This window comes from Arthrobacter sp. RCC_34, from assembly GCF_041360795.1.
Lineage (GTDB): Bacteria > Actinomycetota > Actinomycetes > Actinomycetales > Micrococcaceae > Arthrobacter_E.
Window position 1 is genome coordinate 1,291,784 of record NZ_JBFUPW010000001.1, and the last position, 15,194, is coordinate 1,306,977.

The window sequence follows — 15,194 nt, forward strand, 5'->3', positions numbered from 1 at the left end:
GTGGCTCAGGCCGCGTGGAACCGCTTGCCGTTGACACGCTCGGAGGCGCCCACCCGGTCCAGGTACGGCGTGATGCCGCCCAGGAACATGGGCCAGCCGGCGCCGAGGATCATGCAGAGGTCGATGTCCTCGGGACCTGCCACCACGCCCTCCTCGAGCATGAGGCCGATCTCCTCCGCCAGCGCGTCCTGGGTGCGCGTGAGGACCTGTTCGGACGTCGACGGGCTGTCCCCGAACGTCATCAGGGCCAGCACGCGCTCCGGGATCTCCTGGCCGCCGTCGTCGGTCGGGGCCCAGAGGCCCTTCACGCCGTTGTCGATCAGGGCCTGGAGGTTGGCCGAGACCGTGAAGCGGTCGCCGAAGGCCGCGTGCAGGGATTCCTGCACGTGCTGCGCCACCGGCAGGCCGACCATGGCGCCGAGGGTGAACGGAGTCATCGGCAGGCCCATGGGGCGCAGCGCGTTGTCCGCGACGTCGGCCGGAGTGCCCTCGTCGAAGGCGGCAGTCACTTCGCCCATGAGCCGCAGGAGGACGCGGTTCACCACGAAGGCGGCGGCGTCCTTGACGAGCACGGCGCTCTTCTTCAGGTTCTTGGCGAGCTGGAATGCCGTGGCCAGAGTCTCGTCCGAGGTCTTCGGCGCCCGCACGATCTCCAGCAGCGGCATGACCGCCACCGGGTTGAAGAAGTGGAAGCCGACGAGCCGCTCCGGGTGCTCCAGATCGCGCGCCATCTCCGTGACGGACAGGCTGGAGGTGTTGGTGGCCAGGATGCACTCGGGGGAGACGATGGCCTCGACTTCCGCGAACACCTGCTTCTTGACGGAGAGCTCCTCGAACACCGCTTCGATCACGAAGTCGGCGTCGGCGAACGCCTGCTTGTCCACGGCGCCCGTGATGAGCCCCTTGGTCCGGTTGGCCGCGTCGGCGGACATCCGGCCCTTGGCCTGCAGCTTGTCGACTTCACCGTGGATGTAGGAGACGCCGCGGTCCACGCGCTCCTGGTCGATGTCCGTCATGACGACGGGCACCTTGAGCTGCTTGGCGAAGAGCAGGGCGAGCTGGCCCGCCATGAGACCGGCGCCGACCACGCCCACCTTGGTGACAGGACGCGCCAGCTTGGCGTCCGGCGCCCCGGCGGGACGCTTGGCGCGCTTCTGCACCAGATCGAGGAACGCGTAGACCGTCGAGCGGAACTCGCCGGTCTGCATGAGCCCGGCCAGGGCCTCGCACTCGGCCGCGGCGGACTCCTCCTGCGTCTGGGTGCGGTTGGCCTCGAGCAGGTCGAGGACCTTGCCGGGGGCCGGGGCCGCATCGGAGATCTTGCGGCTCACGAAGGCGCGTCCGGCGTCGACCGCCGCCTGCCAGCGCTCGGCCACCTGCGGATCGGAGGCGTCGACGGCGTGCGTGCGTTCCGGTGTGACCTCGCCGCTGAGCACCTGGGCTGCCCAGGAGAGGGATTGCTCCAGGAAGTCGGCGGCGTCGAAGAGGGCGTCCGCGACGCCGAGTTCCAGGGCCTGCTTGCCGCTGAGGGTCCGGTTGTTGTTCAGCGGGTTTTCGATCATCACCTTGACGGCGTTCTCCGGCCCGATCAGACGCGGCAGGAGATAGACGCCACCCCAGCCCGGGACGAGGCCCAGGAAGGCCTCGGGGAGGCCGAGGGCGCCGGCGGAGGCGCTGACCGTGCGGTGCGTGGACTGGAGGGCGACCTCGAGGCCGCCACCCAGAGCGAGGCCGTTGATGAACGCGAAGCTCGGCACCGGCAGGTTCCGCAGCAGGCCGTACACCTCGTGACCCAGCTGGGCCATGGCCAGGCCGTGCTCCGGCTTGGAGATGGCGGAGACCGCGGTCAAGTCGGCGCCGGCCACGAGGAAGTACGGCTTCCCGGTGATGCCCACGGCCTGGATCTCACCCTTGGCCGCGCGCTCCGCAAGGGTTTCGAGCGTGCGCCCGAGCTCGAGGAGCGTGTTCGGGCCGAGCGTGGTGGGCTTGCGGTGGTCGAGCCCGTTGTCCAGGGTCACGAGCGCCAGCGTGCCGATGCCGGGCAGGGGCACGTCCTGGACCAGCGAGTGGGTCACAGTCTCCGTGCTGAAGAGCTCTGCGAGTTCCGTGAAATCGTCGAGACTCATGCTGCCTCTCCTGCCTGTGCGTCGGTTCCGTAGTCGGGGTGGTGGGGGTTCTCCCAGATGATCGTGCCGCCCATGCCGAGGCCGATGCACATCGTCGTGATGCCGTAACGGACGCTCGGGTCCTGTTCGAACTGGCGGGCGAGCTGGTTCATCAGGCGCACGCCCGAGGAGGCGAGGGGGTGGCCCAGCGCGATCGCGCCGCCGAAGCGGTTGACGCGGGGATCGTCGTCGGCGATGCCGAAGTAGTCCAGGAAGCTCAGGACCTGCACGGCGAATGCCTCGTTGATCTCGAAGAGTCCGATGTCCTCGATCCCCAGCCCGGCCTTCTCGAGGGCCTTGAGGGTGGAGGGGACGGGGCCGTAGCCCATGACGCTCGGCTCGACGCCGGCGAAGGCGTAGGAGACCATGCGCATGCGGACCGGCAGGCCCAGCTCTTCGGCCGTGTCCGCATCGGCGAGCAGGGCCGCCGTCGCGCCGTCGTTCAGGCCGGCGGCATTGCCCGCGGTGACGCGGCCGTGCGGGCGGAAGGGGGTGCGGAGGCCCTCGAGGTCCTCCAGGGTGGTGCCGGGCCGCGGCGGCTCGTCCACGGTGTTCAGGGTCCAGCCGGCGCCGGCCTTCTTGCTCGCCACAGGGACGAGGCCCGCCTGGATGTCGCCGCTCTCGTAGGCTTCGGCGACCTTGCGCTGCGAGGCGACGGCGTAGGCGTCGGCGCGCTCCTTGGTGATGGCGGGGAAGCGGTCGTGGAGGTTCTCGGCGGTGTTGCCCATGTTCAGGGCGGCGGGATCCACGATCCGTTCGGCGAGGAAGCGGGGGTTGGGATCGGCTCCGACACCCATCGGGTGGTGACCCATGTGCTCCACACCGCCCGCGATGACGACGTCGTACGCGCCCGAGGCGATCCCGGAGCCGGTGGTGGTCACGGCGGTCAGGGCGCCCGCGCACATGCGGTCGATGGCGAAGCCTGGCACGGACTGGGGGAGACCCGCGAGCAGTGCCGCGGTGCGCCCGATGGTCAGGCCCTGGTCGCCGGTCTGGGTGGTGGCGGCGATGGCCACCTCATCCACGCGCTCGGCCGGGAGTCCCGGATTGCGTCGCATCAGTTCTCGGATGCACTTGACCACCAGGTCGTCGGCACGGGTCTCGGCATAGATGCCCTTGTCTCCTGCCTTGCCGAACGGTGTGCGGATGCCGTCGACAAAGACGACATCGCGGCCGGCCAGGCCATTGCGGATGCGGCTCACGCTTGCTCCTCGTTGAGTTCAACGCCCGCCGAGCGGGCGACACGCTTCTGCCCGGCGGGCGCCGGACGCGTTCAACCACATGTTACTCGCCAGTAACTTGTTGGGGCAAGGGGTGTCCGAGAGTGTGGTCAGGCGGCCGGTGACTCCGGCTGGGGGTGCAGCAGTGCCTCCAGCAGCAGGGGCACCGTGAGCTTCCGCTGCCAGGAGCGCGCACCTAGTTCCGCGAGGGCGCCGTCTACACTCTCCGTGGTCAGTTCCGTGGGCGGACGCCACATGAGCCGCCGCAGGTGATCCGGCGTGAGCAGGTTCTCCACGGGCATGTCCCACTCCGCAGCGAGATCCGTGAGCGCCTGGCGGGCGGTGGCCAGCCGGGCGGCGGCGACCGGGTCTTTGTCCGCCCAGGCGCGCGGGGGAGGCGGGGCGTTGGTCGGCAGATGCAGTGGGGGAAGGTCGTCGGTGTCCCGGGCGGACATGAGGGCGCGGAGCCAGCGGGGTGCTTCGCGCTGCGCCGCGCGGCCGTCGAAGCCCCGGGTGGCGATCAGCTGCGGCACCGTGGTGGGCATGGCCCGGGCCGCGGCGATGAGCGCGGAGTCCGGCAGGAGGCGGCCTGGTGCGACGTCGCGTTTGCGCGCCAGGTCCTCGCGCTCGAGCCAGAGCTGACGCACCGCGGCCAGCTGCCGGCGGTCACGGATCTGGTGCATGCCGGACGTCCGCCGCCAGGGTTCTTTGCGCGGGGGCGCGACGCCGGCGTCCAGGATCGCCTGGAACTCCTCCAGGGCGAACTCCAGTTTGCCCTGGCTGCTCAGGAGCTCGATCAGTTCCTCCCGCAGCTCGATGAGCACCTCGACGTCCAGGGCGGCGTACTTCAGCCACGGCTCGGGCAGGGGGCGGGTGGACCAGTCCGCGGCGGAGTGCTCCTTCGCCAGGCGGAAGCCCAGGAGCTGCTCGATCACGGCGGCCAGCCCGACGCGCGGCAGCCCGGCCAGGCGTGCGGCGAGCTCCGTGTCGAACAGGGCCGAGGGCCACAGGCCGAGCTCGCTCAGGCACGGCAGGTCCTGGGTGGAGGCATGCAGGATCCATTCGGAACCATCGAGCGCGGCCTGGATCGGTTCGAGATCCTCGAACGGTTCGGGGTCGATGAGCCAGGTTCCCGCGCCTTCGCGGCGGATCTGCACGAGGAACGCACGCTGGCCGTACCGGAAGCCGGAGGCACGTTCGGCGTCGACGGCGACGGGGCCGGTTCCGGCGGCCAGCGCGTCGGCGCAGCGCTGCAGGCCGGCGTCGGTGCTGATGACGAAGGGGACGCCTTCGCGCGGGGTGTCCAGTTCGACGACGTCGGGCGCCTCGAGGGCGAGGTCGTCCAGGTCATGGGAGGCTGTGTCAGCGGCCGGATCGCCGGCCGTGGTCAGGTTTCGCTTCAGGGTCATGGTGCTCTCAGTTTATCGGTGCCCCGGAGTGGGACCGCCGGAGGCTCAAAAACGTCGCCCCGGAAGGGCCGTCACGCCTTCAGGCAGCGGGGGGAGACCGGCGAAGGAGCACACCATGTCCGCCCAGGCTTCGAGGTGGTTCTGCACGCGCCAGTCCGCAGGCGTCCACGAGGCGCGGAGTTCGATGTCGATGGTGCTGCCGCGCTCGGCGAGCGTCCCGAAGGAATCGGACAGCACCCGTGTCGCGGTGCCGCCTGCGGAGCGGTACTCGGCGCCGTGATTCTGCAGCGCTTCGACGAGCCAGGTCCAGGCGACGGTGCCCAGGAGTTCGTCGTTACCCATCTCGGCGTCCATCTGCGCCCGGATGAACGTCACCACCCGGAAGTCTCCGCCCCAGACCTCGGATCCGGCCGGATCGTGGAGCAGGATGAAGCGGCCGGTGGCCAGGTCGGCGAGTCCTTCGGCGTCCGCGAGGCCGGGGCCCAGTGCCGAGGGGGAGATCTCCGCGCCGAGCGCCACGGCGAAGGGCGCGAGCCGTGCCGGAGCGGGGATCTCCTCGAGCCGGAGTTCCGCGCGGGACCGCGCGGCCTTCAGCGAGGAGAGTGCTCTGTTGAAGCCCGAGGGCAACGGGGCATTGGCGTTCACGGCACGAGAATACTGCGGTGCGGGCGCGGCTCGCCTGAGCCACGCCCGCACGTTGCGAGTTTGACGCTTCGGCGGCCCCTCCTGGGGCTCCGAAGTGTCTGATCCGGCGCGATGACGCCGGATCAGCGGAGTCCGGTCAGGCTCCGAGTTCCGCGCGCAGGGCGGCGGCGAAGGCGTCCACATCGGCCTCGGTGGTGTCGAAGGAGCACATCCAGCGGACCTCGCGGCGGCCGGCGTCCCAGTCATAGAAGCGGAACTTGGCCCGCACCGCGTCCGCCACGCCCTCCGGGAGGATGGCGAAGACGCCGTTGGACTGCGTGTCCTGGGTGATCTCCACCCCGGGCAGGCCCTCCACGGCGGACCGCAGGCGCTGAGCCATGGCATTGGCGTGGCTCGCGGACCGCAGCCAGAGGTCGCCCTCCAGGAGCGCGATGAACTGCGCCGACATGAAGCGCATCTTGGACGCGAGCTGCATGCTCATCTTGCGCAGGTAGATCAGGCCGGGCGCGGCCTCCGGGTTGAGCGCCACGACGATCTCGCCGAAGATCAGCCCGTTCTTGGTGCCGCCGAAGGAGAGGATGTCGACGCCGGCGTCGCGCGTGAAGGCGCGCAGCGGCAGGCCGAGGGTGGCGGCCGCGTTGGCCAGCCGGGAGCCGTCCATGTGCAGCTTCATCCCCTTGGCGTGCACGTGATCGGCGATCGCGCGGACTTCCTCCGGGGTGTACACGGTGCCGAGTTCGGTGCTCTGGGTGATGGAGACGGCCAGCGGCTGGGCGCGGTGCTCGTCACCGTAGCCCCAGGCCTCCAGGTCGATGAGCTCGGGGGTGAGCTTGCCGTTCTCCGTGGGGACGGGAAGCAGCTTGATGCCGCCCATCCGCTCGGGCGCGCCGTTCTCGTCGACGTTGATGTGGGCCGTGGTGGCACACACCACCGCGCCCCAGCGGGGGAGCAGCGACTGGAGGGCCACCACATTGGCGCCGGTGCCGTTGAAGACCGGGTAGTACTCGATCCCGGCGCCGAAGTGGCCCTCAAGGACCTCTCCGAGGCGTTCGGTGTACTGGTCCTCGCCGTAGGCGATCTGGTGCCCGTGGTTGGCCTGGGCGATGGCTTCCAGGATCTCCGGGTGGACGCCGGAGTAGTTGTCCGAGGCGAAGCCCCGGCTGGTGACGTCATGCAGGGGTGCGGATGCCATGGCGGCGTGTGTTTCCTGTTCTGTTGTCGGGAGGCGATGGGAAAGGATGCGGGTCACGCGTTCCAGGCCGGCAGGATCCGGCGCGTGCCGTTGAGATCCGCCGCGTCTTCGCCGAAGAGGTCGAGAGCCGCCTGGGCGAGCTGGGTGACGTCCGTGTAGCCCGGGAACTTGCGTTCGGGGTGGGCGGCGCGCTGGGCTTCATCCACGAGGGACTTCACCGCGAGCACGACGGCGGCGGCGTCGCCGGTCTCCGACGTGCGGAAAGCGTCCGCCACGGAGAGGGTCCAGGCCTCCGCCGCGGCCTTGGCGGCGGCGTAGTTGGCGCCCTTGGCCGTGGGATTCTCGGCGATGGTCGAACCCACCATGACGAACCGCCCGGACGACGAGGCGAGGAGTGCCGGGAGGAATGCTCGGCTGGTGTTGCGCAGGGTCTGGACTGCCTGGCGGTGCAGGAAGTCCCAGTCCTCGTCGCTCTGATCCAGCAGCGAGGTCCCGCCCCGCCACCCGCCCACGAGGTGCAGCACGCCGTCCACGCCGCCGGCGTCGTCCGTGATCTCGGCCGCGAGCCGCTCCACGGCGGCATGGTCGGAGAGATCGCAGACCAGAGGGGTGACCGTGTGCCCGGAGGCCTCGGTGGCGGCGGTCGCGGCCGCCTCGATACGGGCGGGGGAGGAACCGATCGTGTAGACGCGGTGTCCAGCCTGGGAAAACGCCGCGGCGGCAGCAACCCCGGAAGGGCTGCTGCCGCCGGCGACGACAACGGTGAGGTTGTTCATGATGTCGAGTCTAGGCTCTCGTTCAGGGTGCCGTGGTTCAGGACAGCGCGGTGGCGCCGGTGATGCCCGCGGTGGACTCGATGACGGTGCGCATCTTCTTCTCGAGGGCCTCGAAGAACATGGAGAGCGGGAACTCGTCGTCCATGACCTGGTCGGTGATCTCGCGCGGCGTGCCGGTCAGCGGCAGGGCGTCGGGGCCCTTGGCCCACACGGAGGCGGGGTGCGGCGTGACGGTCGCGGAGATCATCTCGTACGCGGCGATCCAGTGGGCGACCTTCGGGCGGTCGATCGAGCGCCAGTACAGCTCTTCGATCTGCTCACCCAGGGCCACGACGACGTCGGCGACGTTGTCCCACTCGATGCTCATCTTGCCGTCGGTCCAGTGCAGCACGCGGTGCTGGTGCATCCACGCGAAGAGCAGCTGTCCGCCGAGGCCGTCGTAGTTGCGGACGCGGGAGCCGGTGATGGAGAAGCGGAAGATCCGGTCGAAGATGACCGCGTACTGCACGAGCTTGGCGTGCTTGCGGGCCTCGGGGCTGGCGTTCTCGTCCTTCTCGACGAGGACGGACTCGCGGAAGGCGGTGAGGTCACAGCGGAGCTCTTCGAGGGAGTAGAGGAAGAACGGCATGCGCTGCTTGATCATGAACGGATCGAAGGGCAGATCGCCGCGCATGTGGGTGCGGTCGTGGATGAGGTCCCACATGATGAAGGCCTCCTGCGTCAGCTGCTGGTCCTCGATCAGCTCGGCGGCATCCTCGGGGAGGTCCAGCGAGGTGATCTCGGCGGCGGCCTTCAGGACCCGGCGGAAGCGGGCTGCTTCGCGGTCCTGGAAGATGGCGCCCCAGGTGAAGGCCGGGGTCTCGCGGACGGCCACGGACTCGGGGAAGAGCACGGCGGAGTTGGTGTCGTAACCGGCCGTGAAGTCGACGAAGCTCAGCGGGACGAACAGCTTGTTGGAGTACGCGCCGGCTTCGAGCTCGGAGATGAACTCGGGCCACAGGACCTCCACCAGCACGGCCTCGAGCAGACGCTGGGTGCTGCCGTTCTGGGTGTACATCGGGAAGACCACCAGGTGCTGGAGGCCGTCGATGCGGTGCTCCTGCGGCTGGAACGCCATGAGGGAGTCGAGGAAGTCCGGCTCGCCGAAGCCTGCGGCGGCCCAGGCCTTCAGGTCCTTCTGCAGAAGGGTGAGGTACTCGGCGTCATGCGGGAAGTGCGGGGCCAGCTCGGCGACGGCTGCGACGACGGTGTCGATAGCCTCGGCCGCTGCGGCGTGATTCGCGGCATCCTCGATGGCGCCGTTCTTGGACTGGAACGGCTGCACGCTGCTGGCAGCGGCCTTCAGACGCTGCCAGGCCGGGTGCTCGGCAGTGACGCGGGAGGTGGTCTCGATGGTGGTGGCGGTCATGGCCAGGCTCCTTTTCCTCTGTTCCCCGAGGGGGAAGGTGCGGGGGATCATGTGTGATCCGCCACACCGTGACATCTGGATTCAGCGTAGCCGTGAGCAACCAGGGCTGATGCAAATTCGGGCGAAGCAACAGCAGTTCTTATGCTTGGTGGGTCTCTGGCGGTTCGAGGCCCACGGACGGCGGAAGCTTCCTCCTGCCGAGTTCGCCGGCGCCTCGACAAGCCCCGCTGAGTCAGCGACAAGGGGCGTGAGTCCGCTACTTCATGTAGCGGACTCACGCCCCTCACAGCGGACTCACCGAAGGTCCGGGACCGGCCGGTGAGCCGTGATCTCCTGCTCTATTCGGCGGGCCGCAGCTTCAGCGAGACCGAGTTGATGCAGTACCGCTGATCGGTGGGAGTGTCGTACCCCTCGCCTTCGAAGACGTGCCCCAGATGCGAGTCACAGCTGGCGCAGCGCACCTCGACGCGCTCCATGCCCAGAGTGGAGTCCCGGAGATACCGGACCCGGCCCTCGGCCAGTGGCGCGAAGAAGGACGGCCAGCCACAGTGCGAGTCGAACTTCTCCGAGCTCGTGAACAGCTCCGCGCCACAGGCACGGCAGCTGTACACACCCTCCTGCCTGGTGTCCCAGTACTCGCCGGTGAATGCACGCTCCGTGCCGGCCTGGCGCAGCACCTGATACTCCTCGGGCGTCAGCTCCTGACGCCACTCCTGGTCACTCTTGACGACCTCTGCGCCGTTTCCCGGGCGATCCATGATGTGCTCCTCACTCCGATGATCTGTTCGGCACAGGTGTTAACGCTCAGGAGTCCCCGATGAATCCCGAACCCGCGTAGAGATGCAGCACAGGAAGTCCGAGGGCGTGCTGTGCCTTGCTCGCCAGGTCCGCATGGAAGGTGTCCAGGACGGCGTGCGGACGCGTGAACACGACGGCCTGGCTGGCGCCGGTCTCCTTGACGGCGTCCACGAGGGCCTGGACGGCGGACCCTTCGTCGACGACACTGCCGTCGATCTCCTGGAACAGGCCCTCCAGGGCGGCCAGGGACTTCTCGAGAATCTGGGAAGCATCCTGCCGGGCGTCGGCGGCGTCAGGAGCCTTGGCGCCCAGCTCGCGGAAGGCCTCGGCGAACTCGAGCAGCGAGAGATGTTCGACGAAATCGACCAGCAGATGCCGCTGCGTGTCGGCCTGGACCAGGAGCTTCGCGGAGAACTCCCCGCCGTCCAGGAGTTCCTCCAGGCTCGTGCGGTCCGAGCCGTCCAGTGTGGTTTCCGTCAGGATGACGATTGGCTGAATCATGTGACAAGACTAGTCCGGTACAGGAGATTCCCGGCCACAGCCAGCAGAATGGATGTCATGGAAGAACAGAGCAGCACGGCACGTGGCCATGGTTTCTTCAGGATCGCGGGACTGGGCGTCGCGTCGGCCCTGGCGGCGACGGCGTTGCTGGGGGCCGGGAGCTCGGCCCTGGCCGCCTACTTCGCCCGGCGCATCATCACCCCGGACCGGGTGAAGAGCCAAGGGGAGGAACTGCTCGCCGTCGTGCAGGGTGACCGCGGCCCCGAGGCGATCTTCCGCGCCACGGCGGAGAACACCGGGGACGGGGTCTACAGCTTCCACTTCGACGGCGACGCCGGCCTGGCCAGGATCGGCCGCATCACCTCCTATTCGCCCTTGGAAGGCACGGTGCAGCGCGAGATCGAGGAGATCTACTCCGGCAGTCTGGACCGGGTGCGGTGGGGCCGCTGGGGCGGGGCTACTTATCCGGACCCGGCCGCCCTCGGGATCGACTTCGAGGAGGTCCTGCTTCGGGACGAGATCGGCGATTTCCCCGCCTGGCTGGTCCCCGCGCCGGAGGACGCCTCCGGCGCGGGGCACCGCAAACACGCCGCCCCCGGTGGTCAGAACGTCTGGGCGATCATGGTGCACGGTCGCGGCGCGACGCGGATGGAAGGCCTGCGGGCCTTGCCCGTGGTCCAGGAACTCGGCCTGACGAGCCTGCTCATCTCCTATCGCAATGACGGTGAGGCCCCTCCGGCGGATGCGGGGCGCTACGGCCTGGGGTCCACCGAGTGGCGCGAAGTCGAGGCCGCGATCGGCTACGCCCTGGACCACGGTGCGACGGACGTGGTGCTGTTCGGCTGGTCGATGGGCGGAGCGGTCGCCCTGCAGGCCGCGGATCAGGCCCGCAATCGGCATGCCATCAGGGCGCTGGTCCTGGATGCTCCGGTGATCGACTGGGTGGACGTGCTCGCCTTCCAGGCGCGGCTCAACCGCATCCCCGCCGAGGTGGGGCGCTATGGGCAGTTCATGCTGTCCCATCCTCTGGGCCGACGGCTGACCGGCTTGTCCGCGCCCGTGGACCTCAAGTCCATGGACTGGGTGACCCGCTCGATCGAGCTGCGGACCCCCACCCTCATCCTGCACAGCGTGGACGACGACTTCGTCCCCTATGGGCCGTCGGAGAAGCTCGCCGCCAAGAACCCGGAGATGGTGACGTTCGTGCCGTTCCAGCAGGCGCGACACACGCGGGAGTGGAACGTGGACCGGGAGCGCTGGGAGTCGACCCTCCGGGAGTGGCTCGGTGCCCAGCTGGAGGAGCGGAAGGGGCCGGCCGCGGCGGTCTGAGGCCGTCCTGTGAGGCGCGGCGTGCCGCTCAGGCGCGGATCGTGGCGCGCACAGCGCCGGTGAGGCGGCTCAGGTCCTCCGGCGAGAGCTCGACGTCGAGACCCCGGCGTCCGCCGGAGACCAGGATCGTGGCGTGCTCAAACGCCGAGTCATCAAGGACCGTGGGCGACGGCGAACGCTGACCCAGGGGCGAGATCCCGCCCAGGACGTAGCCCGTGCGGCGCTGGGCCGCGGCCGGGTCGGCCATGGACGCCTTCTTCTGGCCGAACGCGGAGGCGGCGGCTTTGAGGTCCAGGGTGCCGCTCACGGGCACGATGGCCACGGCCATGCCGTCTGCGAGCTGCACCATGAGGGTCTTGAACACCTGGTCAGGGGAGAAGCCGAGGGCCTCCGCCGCTTCCAGCCCGAAGTTCGTGTTCCGGGGGTCGTGCTCGTACGCGTGCAGCGTGAACGGGACCCCGGCCTCCTCGAGAGCGAGGGTGGCCGGGGTCCCGGTGCTGTGTTTCTTACCGGCCATGCCGGATCAGGACGGCGCGACGGCGGTCGACTGGGCCACGTAGGCCGTCACCTTGCGCTTGATCCTTCCGAGCATGGCGGTCATGCCGCGCATCCGGAGTGGGGACACCGCGCGGGTCAGACCCAGGAGCTCCGGCATGTCATCCGGAACCGCGAGGATCTCGGCCGCGCTGAGGCCGTTCAGACCCTCATGGAGCACACCCGCGAAACCGCGCGTGGTGGGAGCCTCGGCCGGCGCCTGGAAGAAGAGCTGGATCCGGGCGTCAGCCCCGCGGCCCTCCGCCTCGATGGTGAGGAAGAGGGGCGACTGGCACTCGACCACCTGCTCGAGAAGCTCCGGGTGGTCCTTGAGGCGTGCGGGAAGCTCCGGCAGGCCCCGGGAGAAATCCAGGAGCAGCTGAAGGCGGTCCCGCTCCTCAAGAGCCTGGAACTCCTCGACGATCTCGGCCAGTGCCGGTGGAAGTGCTGGCGGAAGCTGGGCGGAGGGAAGCTGACTGCTCATGGGCATCAATCCTACGCCTGGCTCAGAAGCCGGCCGGAACCTCGCCGCGCTCGGAGCCCTTCACGATCGGGACGCGCACGGCGTTGCCCCATTCGGTCCAGGAGCCGTCGTAGTTGCGGACGTTCTCGAAGCCCAGCAGGTACTTCAGCGCGAACCAGGTGTGGCTGGACCGCTCGCCGATACGGCAGTACGCGATGACCTCGTCACCTGCGGTGAGTCCGGCTTCGCCGCCGTAAATGGCGTCCAGTTCCTCACGTGAACGGAAGCTGCCGTCCTCGGCGGCCGCGCGGGCCCACGGGACGGAGGCCGCGGTGGGGATGTGGCCGCCACGGAGCGCGCCTTCCTCCGGGTAGGCGGGCATGTGGGTGCGGGCGCCGCTGTACTCCTCGGGGGAGCGGACATCGATGAGGGGCTTGCCGAGGTGGGCGAGCACGTCTTCCTTGAAGGCACGGATCGGCTGGTCGTCACGCTCGACGACGGGGTAGTCGCCGGCGGCGGGGGCAGGCACGTCGGTGACGAGCTCGCGGCCCTCGGCGATCCACTTGTCGCGGCCGCCGTCCAGGAGACGGACGTCCTCGTGACCGAACAGGGTGAAGACCCAGAGGGCGTAGGCGGCCCACCAGTTCGACTTGTCGCCGTAGATGACGACAGTGGAGTCGCGGGAGATGCCCTTGGACGCGGCGAGCTCGGCGAAGGCGGCGCCGTCCACGTAGTCGCGGGTCACTTCGTCATTGAGGTCCGTGTGCCAGTCGATCTTCACGGCGCCGGGGATGTGGCCGGTCTCGTACAGCAGGACGTCCTCATCCGACTCGACCACCACGAGGCGGCCGTCCGCGACGGCGCCGGAGGCGATCTGCTCGGCGAGCCAGTCCGTGGACACCAGGCGTTCCGGGTGTGCGTAGCTGGCGAACTTGTCGTTCTCTTCAGGGGCGATGCTCATGGGTCAGCCTGGCTTTCTTCGGGGACAGGATCGGCTCGTGCCCCGGGGACGGGACTGTGCCGTTGAGTCAACCTTAACCACGCCGGCTCCCCAGGGAAGGTGAGAGTTCACATCGGGCAACACTGCGCCGTCGTCGATATTCCCGGGGTGTGAGGAAGCCCGCCCCCGTCGAGGGGCCAAGGCCCGGTATCCTGGGCACTGCGGTTCAGTCGCCCGGGCTGCCGTGCCTTGGAGGAATGGAACCCTTGCAGATCGAACAGCTTTCCACCCGGACGCCCGCCGTCTCAGCCGATGAGATCCTGGCGGGGTTCGCTCCCACCTACCGTTTCGGGGAGGTGTCCTTCGACAGCTACCGTCCCGATCCTGCGCATCCGAGTCAGGCCGCCGCGGTGAAGGCCCTCCGGGAGTTCGCGGCCGGTGTGGGCGCGTCCTCCTCGGGAGGGCTGTTCGGGAAGTTCTTCGGCAAGAAAAAGGACGCCGGCCGGGCGGGCATCTACCTCGACGGCGGATTCGGCGTGGGCAAGACCCACCTGCTCGCCTCGCTCTGGCACGCCGTTCCCGGGCCGAAGGCTTTCGGCACCTTCGTCGAGTACACCAATCTGGTGGGCGCGCTCTCCTTCCGGAAGACCGTGGAAGCGCTGAGCAGCTACAAGCTCGTGTGCATCGACGAATTCGAACTGGACGATCCGGGCGACACCGTCCTGATGTCGCGGCTCATGCGCGAACTGGCCGACGCCGGCGTGAAGCTTGCGGCCACCTCCAACACCCTGCCGGGCTCGCTGGGGGAGGGGCGCTTCGCCGCCGTCGACTTCCAGCGCGAGATCCAGGTGCTGTCCGATCAGTTCGACGTGATCCGTGTGGACGGCGAGGACTTCCGTCACCGCGGCCTGCCGGCGGCGCCCCAGCCGGTCCGTGCCGATGAGCTGAATTCCCGGATGAAGGCCGAGTTCGAGGGCAAGACGGTGGCGGTGGACGACTTCCCGAGCCTCATCTCCCACTTGGCCGGCGTGCACCCGAGCCGGTATCGCGCTCTGCTCGACGGCGTCGAGGCCGTGGTCTGGAAGGGCGTCACCCCGGTGACGGAGCAGGCCGTCGCACTGCGCTTCGTGGTGCTGGCCGACCGCCTCTACGACAAGGACGTGCCGATTCTCGCCAGTGGGGTGTCCTTCGACCAGCTCTTCACCCCGGAGATGATGGCCGGCGGTTACCAGAAGAAGTACTTCCGTGCCGTGTCCCGCCTGACAGCCCTGGCGCGCGAGGCGCAGCAGCACGAACCCGCGATCTGACGGTCTCCGCCCCTTAAACGCCAAAGCGCCGGTGCTGCCTCTCGGCAGTACCGGCGCCTCGCTTGACAAATGCTTTGGGCGCCTCAGGCTTCCGGCCTAGGCGTTGTCCTTACCTTCGAGGTTCTCCACGAGGTTGGAAGCGCCATCCTGGACTGCGTCCACCTGGCCAGCGAACTTGCCACCGGTTTTCTCATCGATAAAGTCGCCGACCTTCTCGATGCCATCCTTGATGGCCTGCTCGTTGCCCTGGACCAGATCCTGGGCCTTGCCCTTCAGATCGTCAAAGACAGACACAGGCACCTCCTTTCCGTTGGCGGGGCCAGACGCCCCGTTCGATCACCGAGCATAGTTGAAAGAGGGGAAAAGAAAAAGACCACCCGAAGGTGGTCTTTCAGATCTCTCACAGAACATAAACCTGAGGAGAAAGTGGAGCGGACGACGAGATTCGAACTCGCGACATCCACCTTGGCAAGGTGGTGCTCTACCAGCTGAGCTACGTCCGCGTGG

Annotated in this window: 15 protein-coding genes and 1 tRNA gene; 2 read left to right on the top strand and 14 right to left on the bottom strand. The window is 68.7% G+C overall.

Translation table 11 applies throughout. The annotated features are described in order from the left end of the window. Positions 1–5: 5 nt before the first annotated feature. The 9 genes from AB6732_RS06065 to AB6732_RS06105 form a co-directional block, all read right to left on the bottom strand. Positions 6–2,126 carry a 3-hydroxyacyl-CoA dehydrogenase NAD-binding domain-containing protein gene (locus AB6732_RS06065; protein WP_370959123.1) on the bottom strand — a complete coding sequence of 707 codons (2,121 nt, stop codon included), beginning with the start codon at positions 2,124–2,126 and terminating at the stop codon, positions 6–8. Further along, on the bottom strand, positions 2,123–3,367 hold the full coding sequence (locus AB6732_RS06070; protein WP_370959124.1) for an acetyl-CoA C-acyltransferase: 1,245 nt from the start codon (positions 3,365–3,367) through the stop codon (positions 2,123–2,125). The genes AB6732_RS06065 and AB6732_RS06070 overlap by 4 nt, the downstream gene beginning before the upstream one ends. A 128-nt stretch (positions 3,368–3,495) precedes the next feature. After that, entirely contained in the window at positions 3,496–4,794 is a 1,299-nt protein-coding gene (locus AB6732_RS06075; protein WP_370959125.1) for an HRDC domain-containing protein, read from the bottom strand. 45 nt (positions 4,795–4,839) lie between these two features. After that, a complete protein-coding gene (locus AB6732_RS06080; RefSeq protein WP_370959126.1) occupies positions 4,840–5,439 on the bottom strand; it encodes a DUF3000 domain-containing protein in 600 nt (199 codons plus the stop codon). 136 nt (positions 5,440–5,575) lie between these two features. Beyond that, a complete protein-coding gene (locus AB6732_RS06085; RefSeq protein ID WP_370959127.1) occupies positions 5,576–6,631 on the bottom strand; it encodes a low specificity L-threonine aldolase in 1,056 nt (351 codons plus the stop codon). Positions 6,632–6,684: 53 nt separating this feature from the next. Beyond that, positions 6,685–7,407, bottom strand: coding sequence for an SDR family NAD(P)-dependent oxidoreductase (locus tag AB6732_RS06090; protein WP_370959128.1), 723 nt, complete (start codon positions 7,405–7,407; stop codon positions 6,685–6,687). 37 nt (positions 7,408–7,444) lie between these two features. Next, a complete protein-coding gene (locus tag AB6732_RS06095) occupies positions 7,445–8,815 on the bottom strand; it encodes a DUF6421 family protein (protein ID WP_370959129.1) in 1,371 nt (456 codons plus the stop codon). A 338-nt stretch (positions 8,816–9,153) separates the two neighbouring features. Next, on the bottom strand, positions 9,154–9,573 hold the full coding sequence (msrB, locus tag AB6732_RS06100) for a peptide-methionine (R)-S-oxide reductase MsrB (RefSeq protein WP_370959130.1): 420 nt from the start codon (positions 9,571–9,573) through the stop codon (positions 9,154–9,156). A 46-nt stretch (positions 9,574–9,619) separates the two neighbouring features. Next, positions 9,620–10,114 carry a hypothetical protein gene (locus AB6732_RS06105; protein ID WP_370959131.1) on the bottom strand — a complete coding sequence of 165 codons (495 nt, stop codon included), beginning with the start codon at positions 10,112–10,114 and terminating at the stop codon, positions 9,620–9,622. A gap of 57 nt (positions 10,115–10,171) precedes the next feature. Between AB6732_RS06105 and AB6732_RS06110 the strand changes: the two genes are divergently transcribed. Beyond that, positions 10,172–11,443, top strand: a complete 1,272-nt coding sequence (locus AB6732_RS06110) for an alpha/beta hydrolase family protein (protein WP_370959132.1) — start codon at positions 10,172–10,174, stop codon at positions 11,441–11,443. Positions 11,444–11,471: 28 nt separating this feature from the next. On the opposite strand, the gene ybaK is transcribed toward AB6732_RS06110, so the two are convergent. Genes ybaK through AB6732_RS06125 form a run of 3 tightly spaced genes read right to left on the bottom strand, consistent with a single transcriptional unit; the run spans position 11,472 to position 13,401 of the window. Then, complete coding sequence (gene ybaK / locus AB6732_RS06115; protein ID WP_370959133.1) at positions 11,472–11,960, bottom strand: Cys-tRNA(Pro) deacylase; 489 nt, start codon at positions 11,958–11,960, stop codon at positions 11,472–11,474. Positions 11,961–11,966: 6 nt separating this feature from the next. After that, on the bottom strand, positions 11,967–12,461 hold the full coding sequence (locus AB6732_RS06120) for a SufE family protein (RefSeq protein ID WP_370959134.1): 495 nt from the start codon (positions 12,459–12,461) through the stop codon (positions 11,967–11,969). Positions 12,462–12,483: 22 nt separating this feature from the next. Then, positions 12,484–13,401, bottom strand: coding sequence for a sulfurtransferase (locus AB6732_RS06125; protein ID WP_208188902.1), 918 nt, complete (start codon positions 13,399–13,401; stop codon positions 12,484–12,486). A gap of 236 nt (positions 13,402–13,637) precedes the next feature. On the opposite strand from AB6732_RS06125, the gene zapE reads away from it, so the two are divergent. Then, entirely contained in the window at positions 13,638–14,687 is a 1,050-nt protein-coding gene (zapE, locus tag AB6732_RS06130) for a cell division protein ZapE (RefSeq protein ID WP_370959135.1), read from the top strand. A gap of 96 nt (positions 14,688–14,783) precedes the next feature. Here zapE and AB6732_RS06135 read toward each other — a convergent pair whose 3' ends face one another. Next, entirely contained in the window at positions 14,784–14,981 is a 198-nt protein-coding gene (locus AB6732_RS06135) for an antitoxin (protein ID WP_370959136.1), read from the bottom strand. A 133-nt stretch (positions 14,982–15,114) separates the two neighbouring features. Then, positions 15,115–15,190, bottom strand: a tRNA-Gly gene (locus AB6732_RS06140). Positions 15,191–15,194: the final 4 nt, after the last annotated feature.

What these genes read in the sequence shown, in the direction of transcription:
- AB6732_RS06065 (WP_370959123.1), bottom strand. Translation starts at nt 2,126, where the DNA reads ATGAGTCTCGACGATTTCACGGAACTCGCAGAGCTCTTCAGCACGGAG.
- AB6732_RS06075 (WP_370959125.1), bottom strand. Translation starts at nt 4,794, where the DNA reads ATGACCCTGAAGCGAAACCTGACCACGGCCGGCGATCCGGCCGCTGAC.
- AB6732_RS06085 (WP_370959127.1), bottom strand. Translation starts at nt 6,631, where the DNA reads ATGGCATCCGCACCCCTGCATGACGTCACCAGCCGGGGCTTCGCCTCG.
- AB6732_RS06090 (WP_370959128.1), bottom strand. Translation starts at nt 7,407, where the DNA reads ATGAACAACCTCACCGTTGTCGTCGCCGGCGGCAGCAGCCCTTCCGGG.
- AB6732_RS06095 (WP_370959129.1), bottom strand. Translation starts at nt 8,815, where the DNA reads ATGACCGCCACCACCATCGAGACCACCTCCCGCGTCACTGCCGAGCAC.
- msrB (WP_370959130.1), bottom strand. Translation starts at nt 9,573, where the DNA reads ATGGATCGCCCGGGAAACGGCGCAGAGGTCGTCAAGAGTGACCAGGAG.
- AB6732_RS06105 (WP_370959131.1), bottom strand. Translation starts at nt 10,114, where the DNA reads ATGATTCAGCCAATCGTCATCCTGACGGAAACCACACTGGACGGCTCG.
- AB6732_RS06110 (WP_370959132.1), top strand. Translation starts at nt 10,172, where the DNA reads ATGGAAGAACAGAGCAGCACGGCACGTGGCCATGGTTTCTTCAGGATC.
- ybaK (WP_370959133.1), bottom strand. Translation starts at nt 11,960, where the DNA reads ATGGCCGGTAAGAAACACAGCACCGGGACCCCGGCCACCCTCGCTCTC.
- AB6732_RS06120 (WP_370959134.1), bottom strand. Translation starts at nt 12,461, where the DNA reads ATGAGCAGTCAGCTTCCCTCCGCCCAGCTTCCGCCAGCACTTCCACCG.
- AB6732_RS06125 (WP_208188902.1), bottom strand. Translation starts at nt 13,401, where the DNA reads ATGAGCATCGCCCCTGAAGAGAACGACAAGTTCGCCAGCTACGCACAC.
- zapE (WP_370959135.1), top strand. Translation starts at nt 13,638, where the DNA reads ATGGAACCCTTGCAGATCGAACAGCTTTCCACCCGGACGCCCGCCGTC.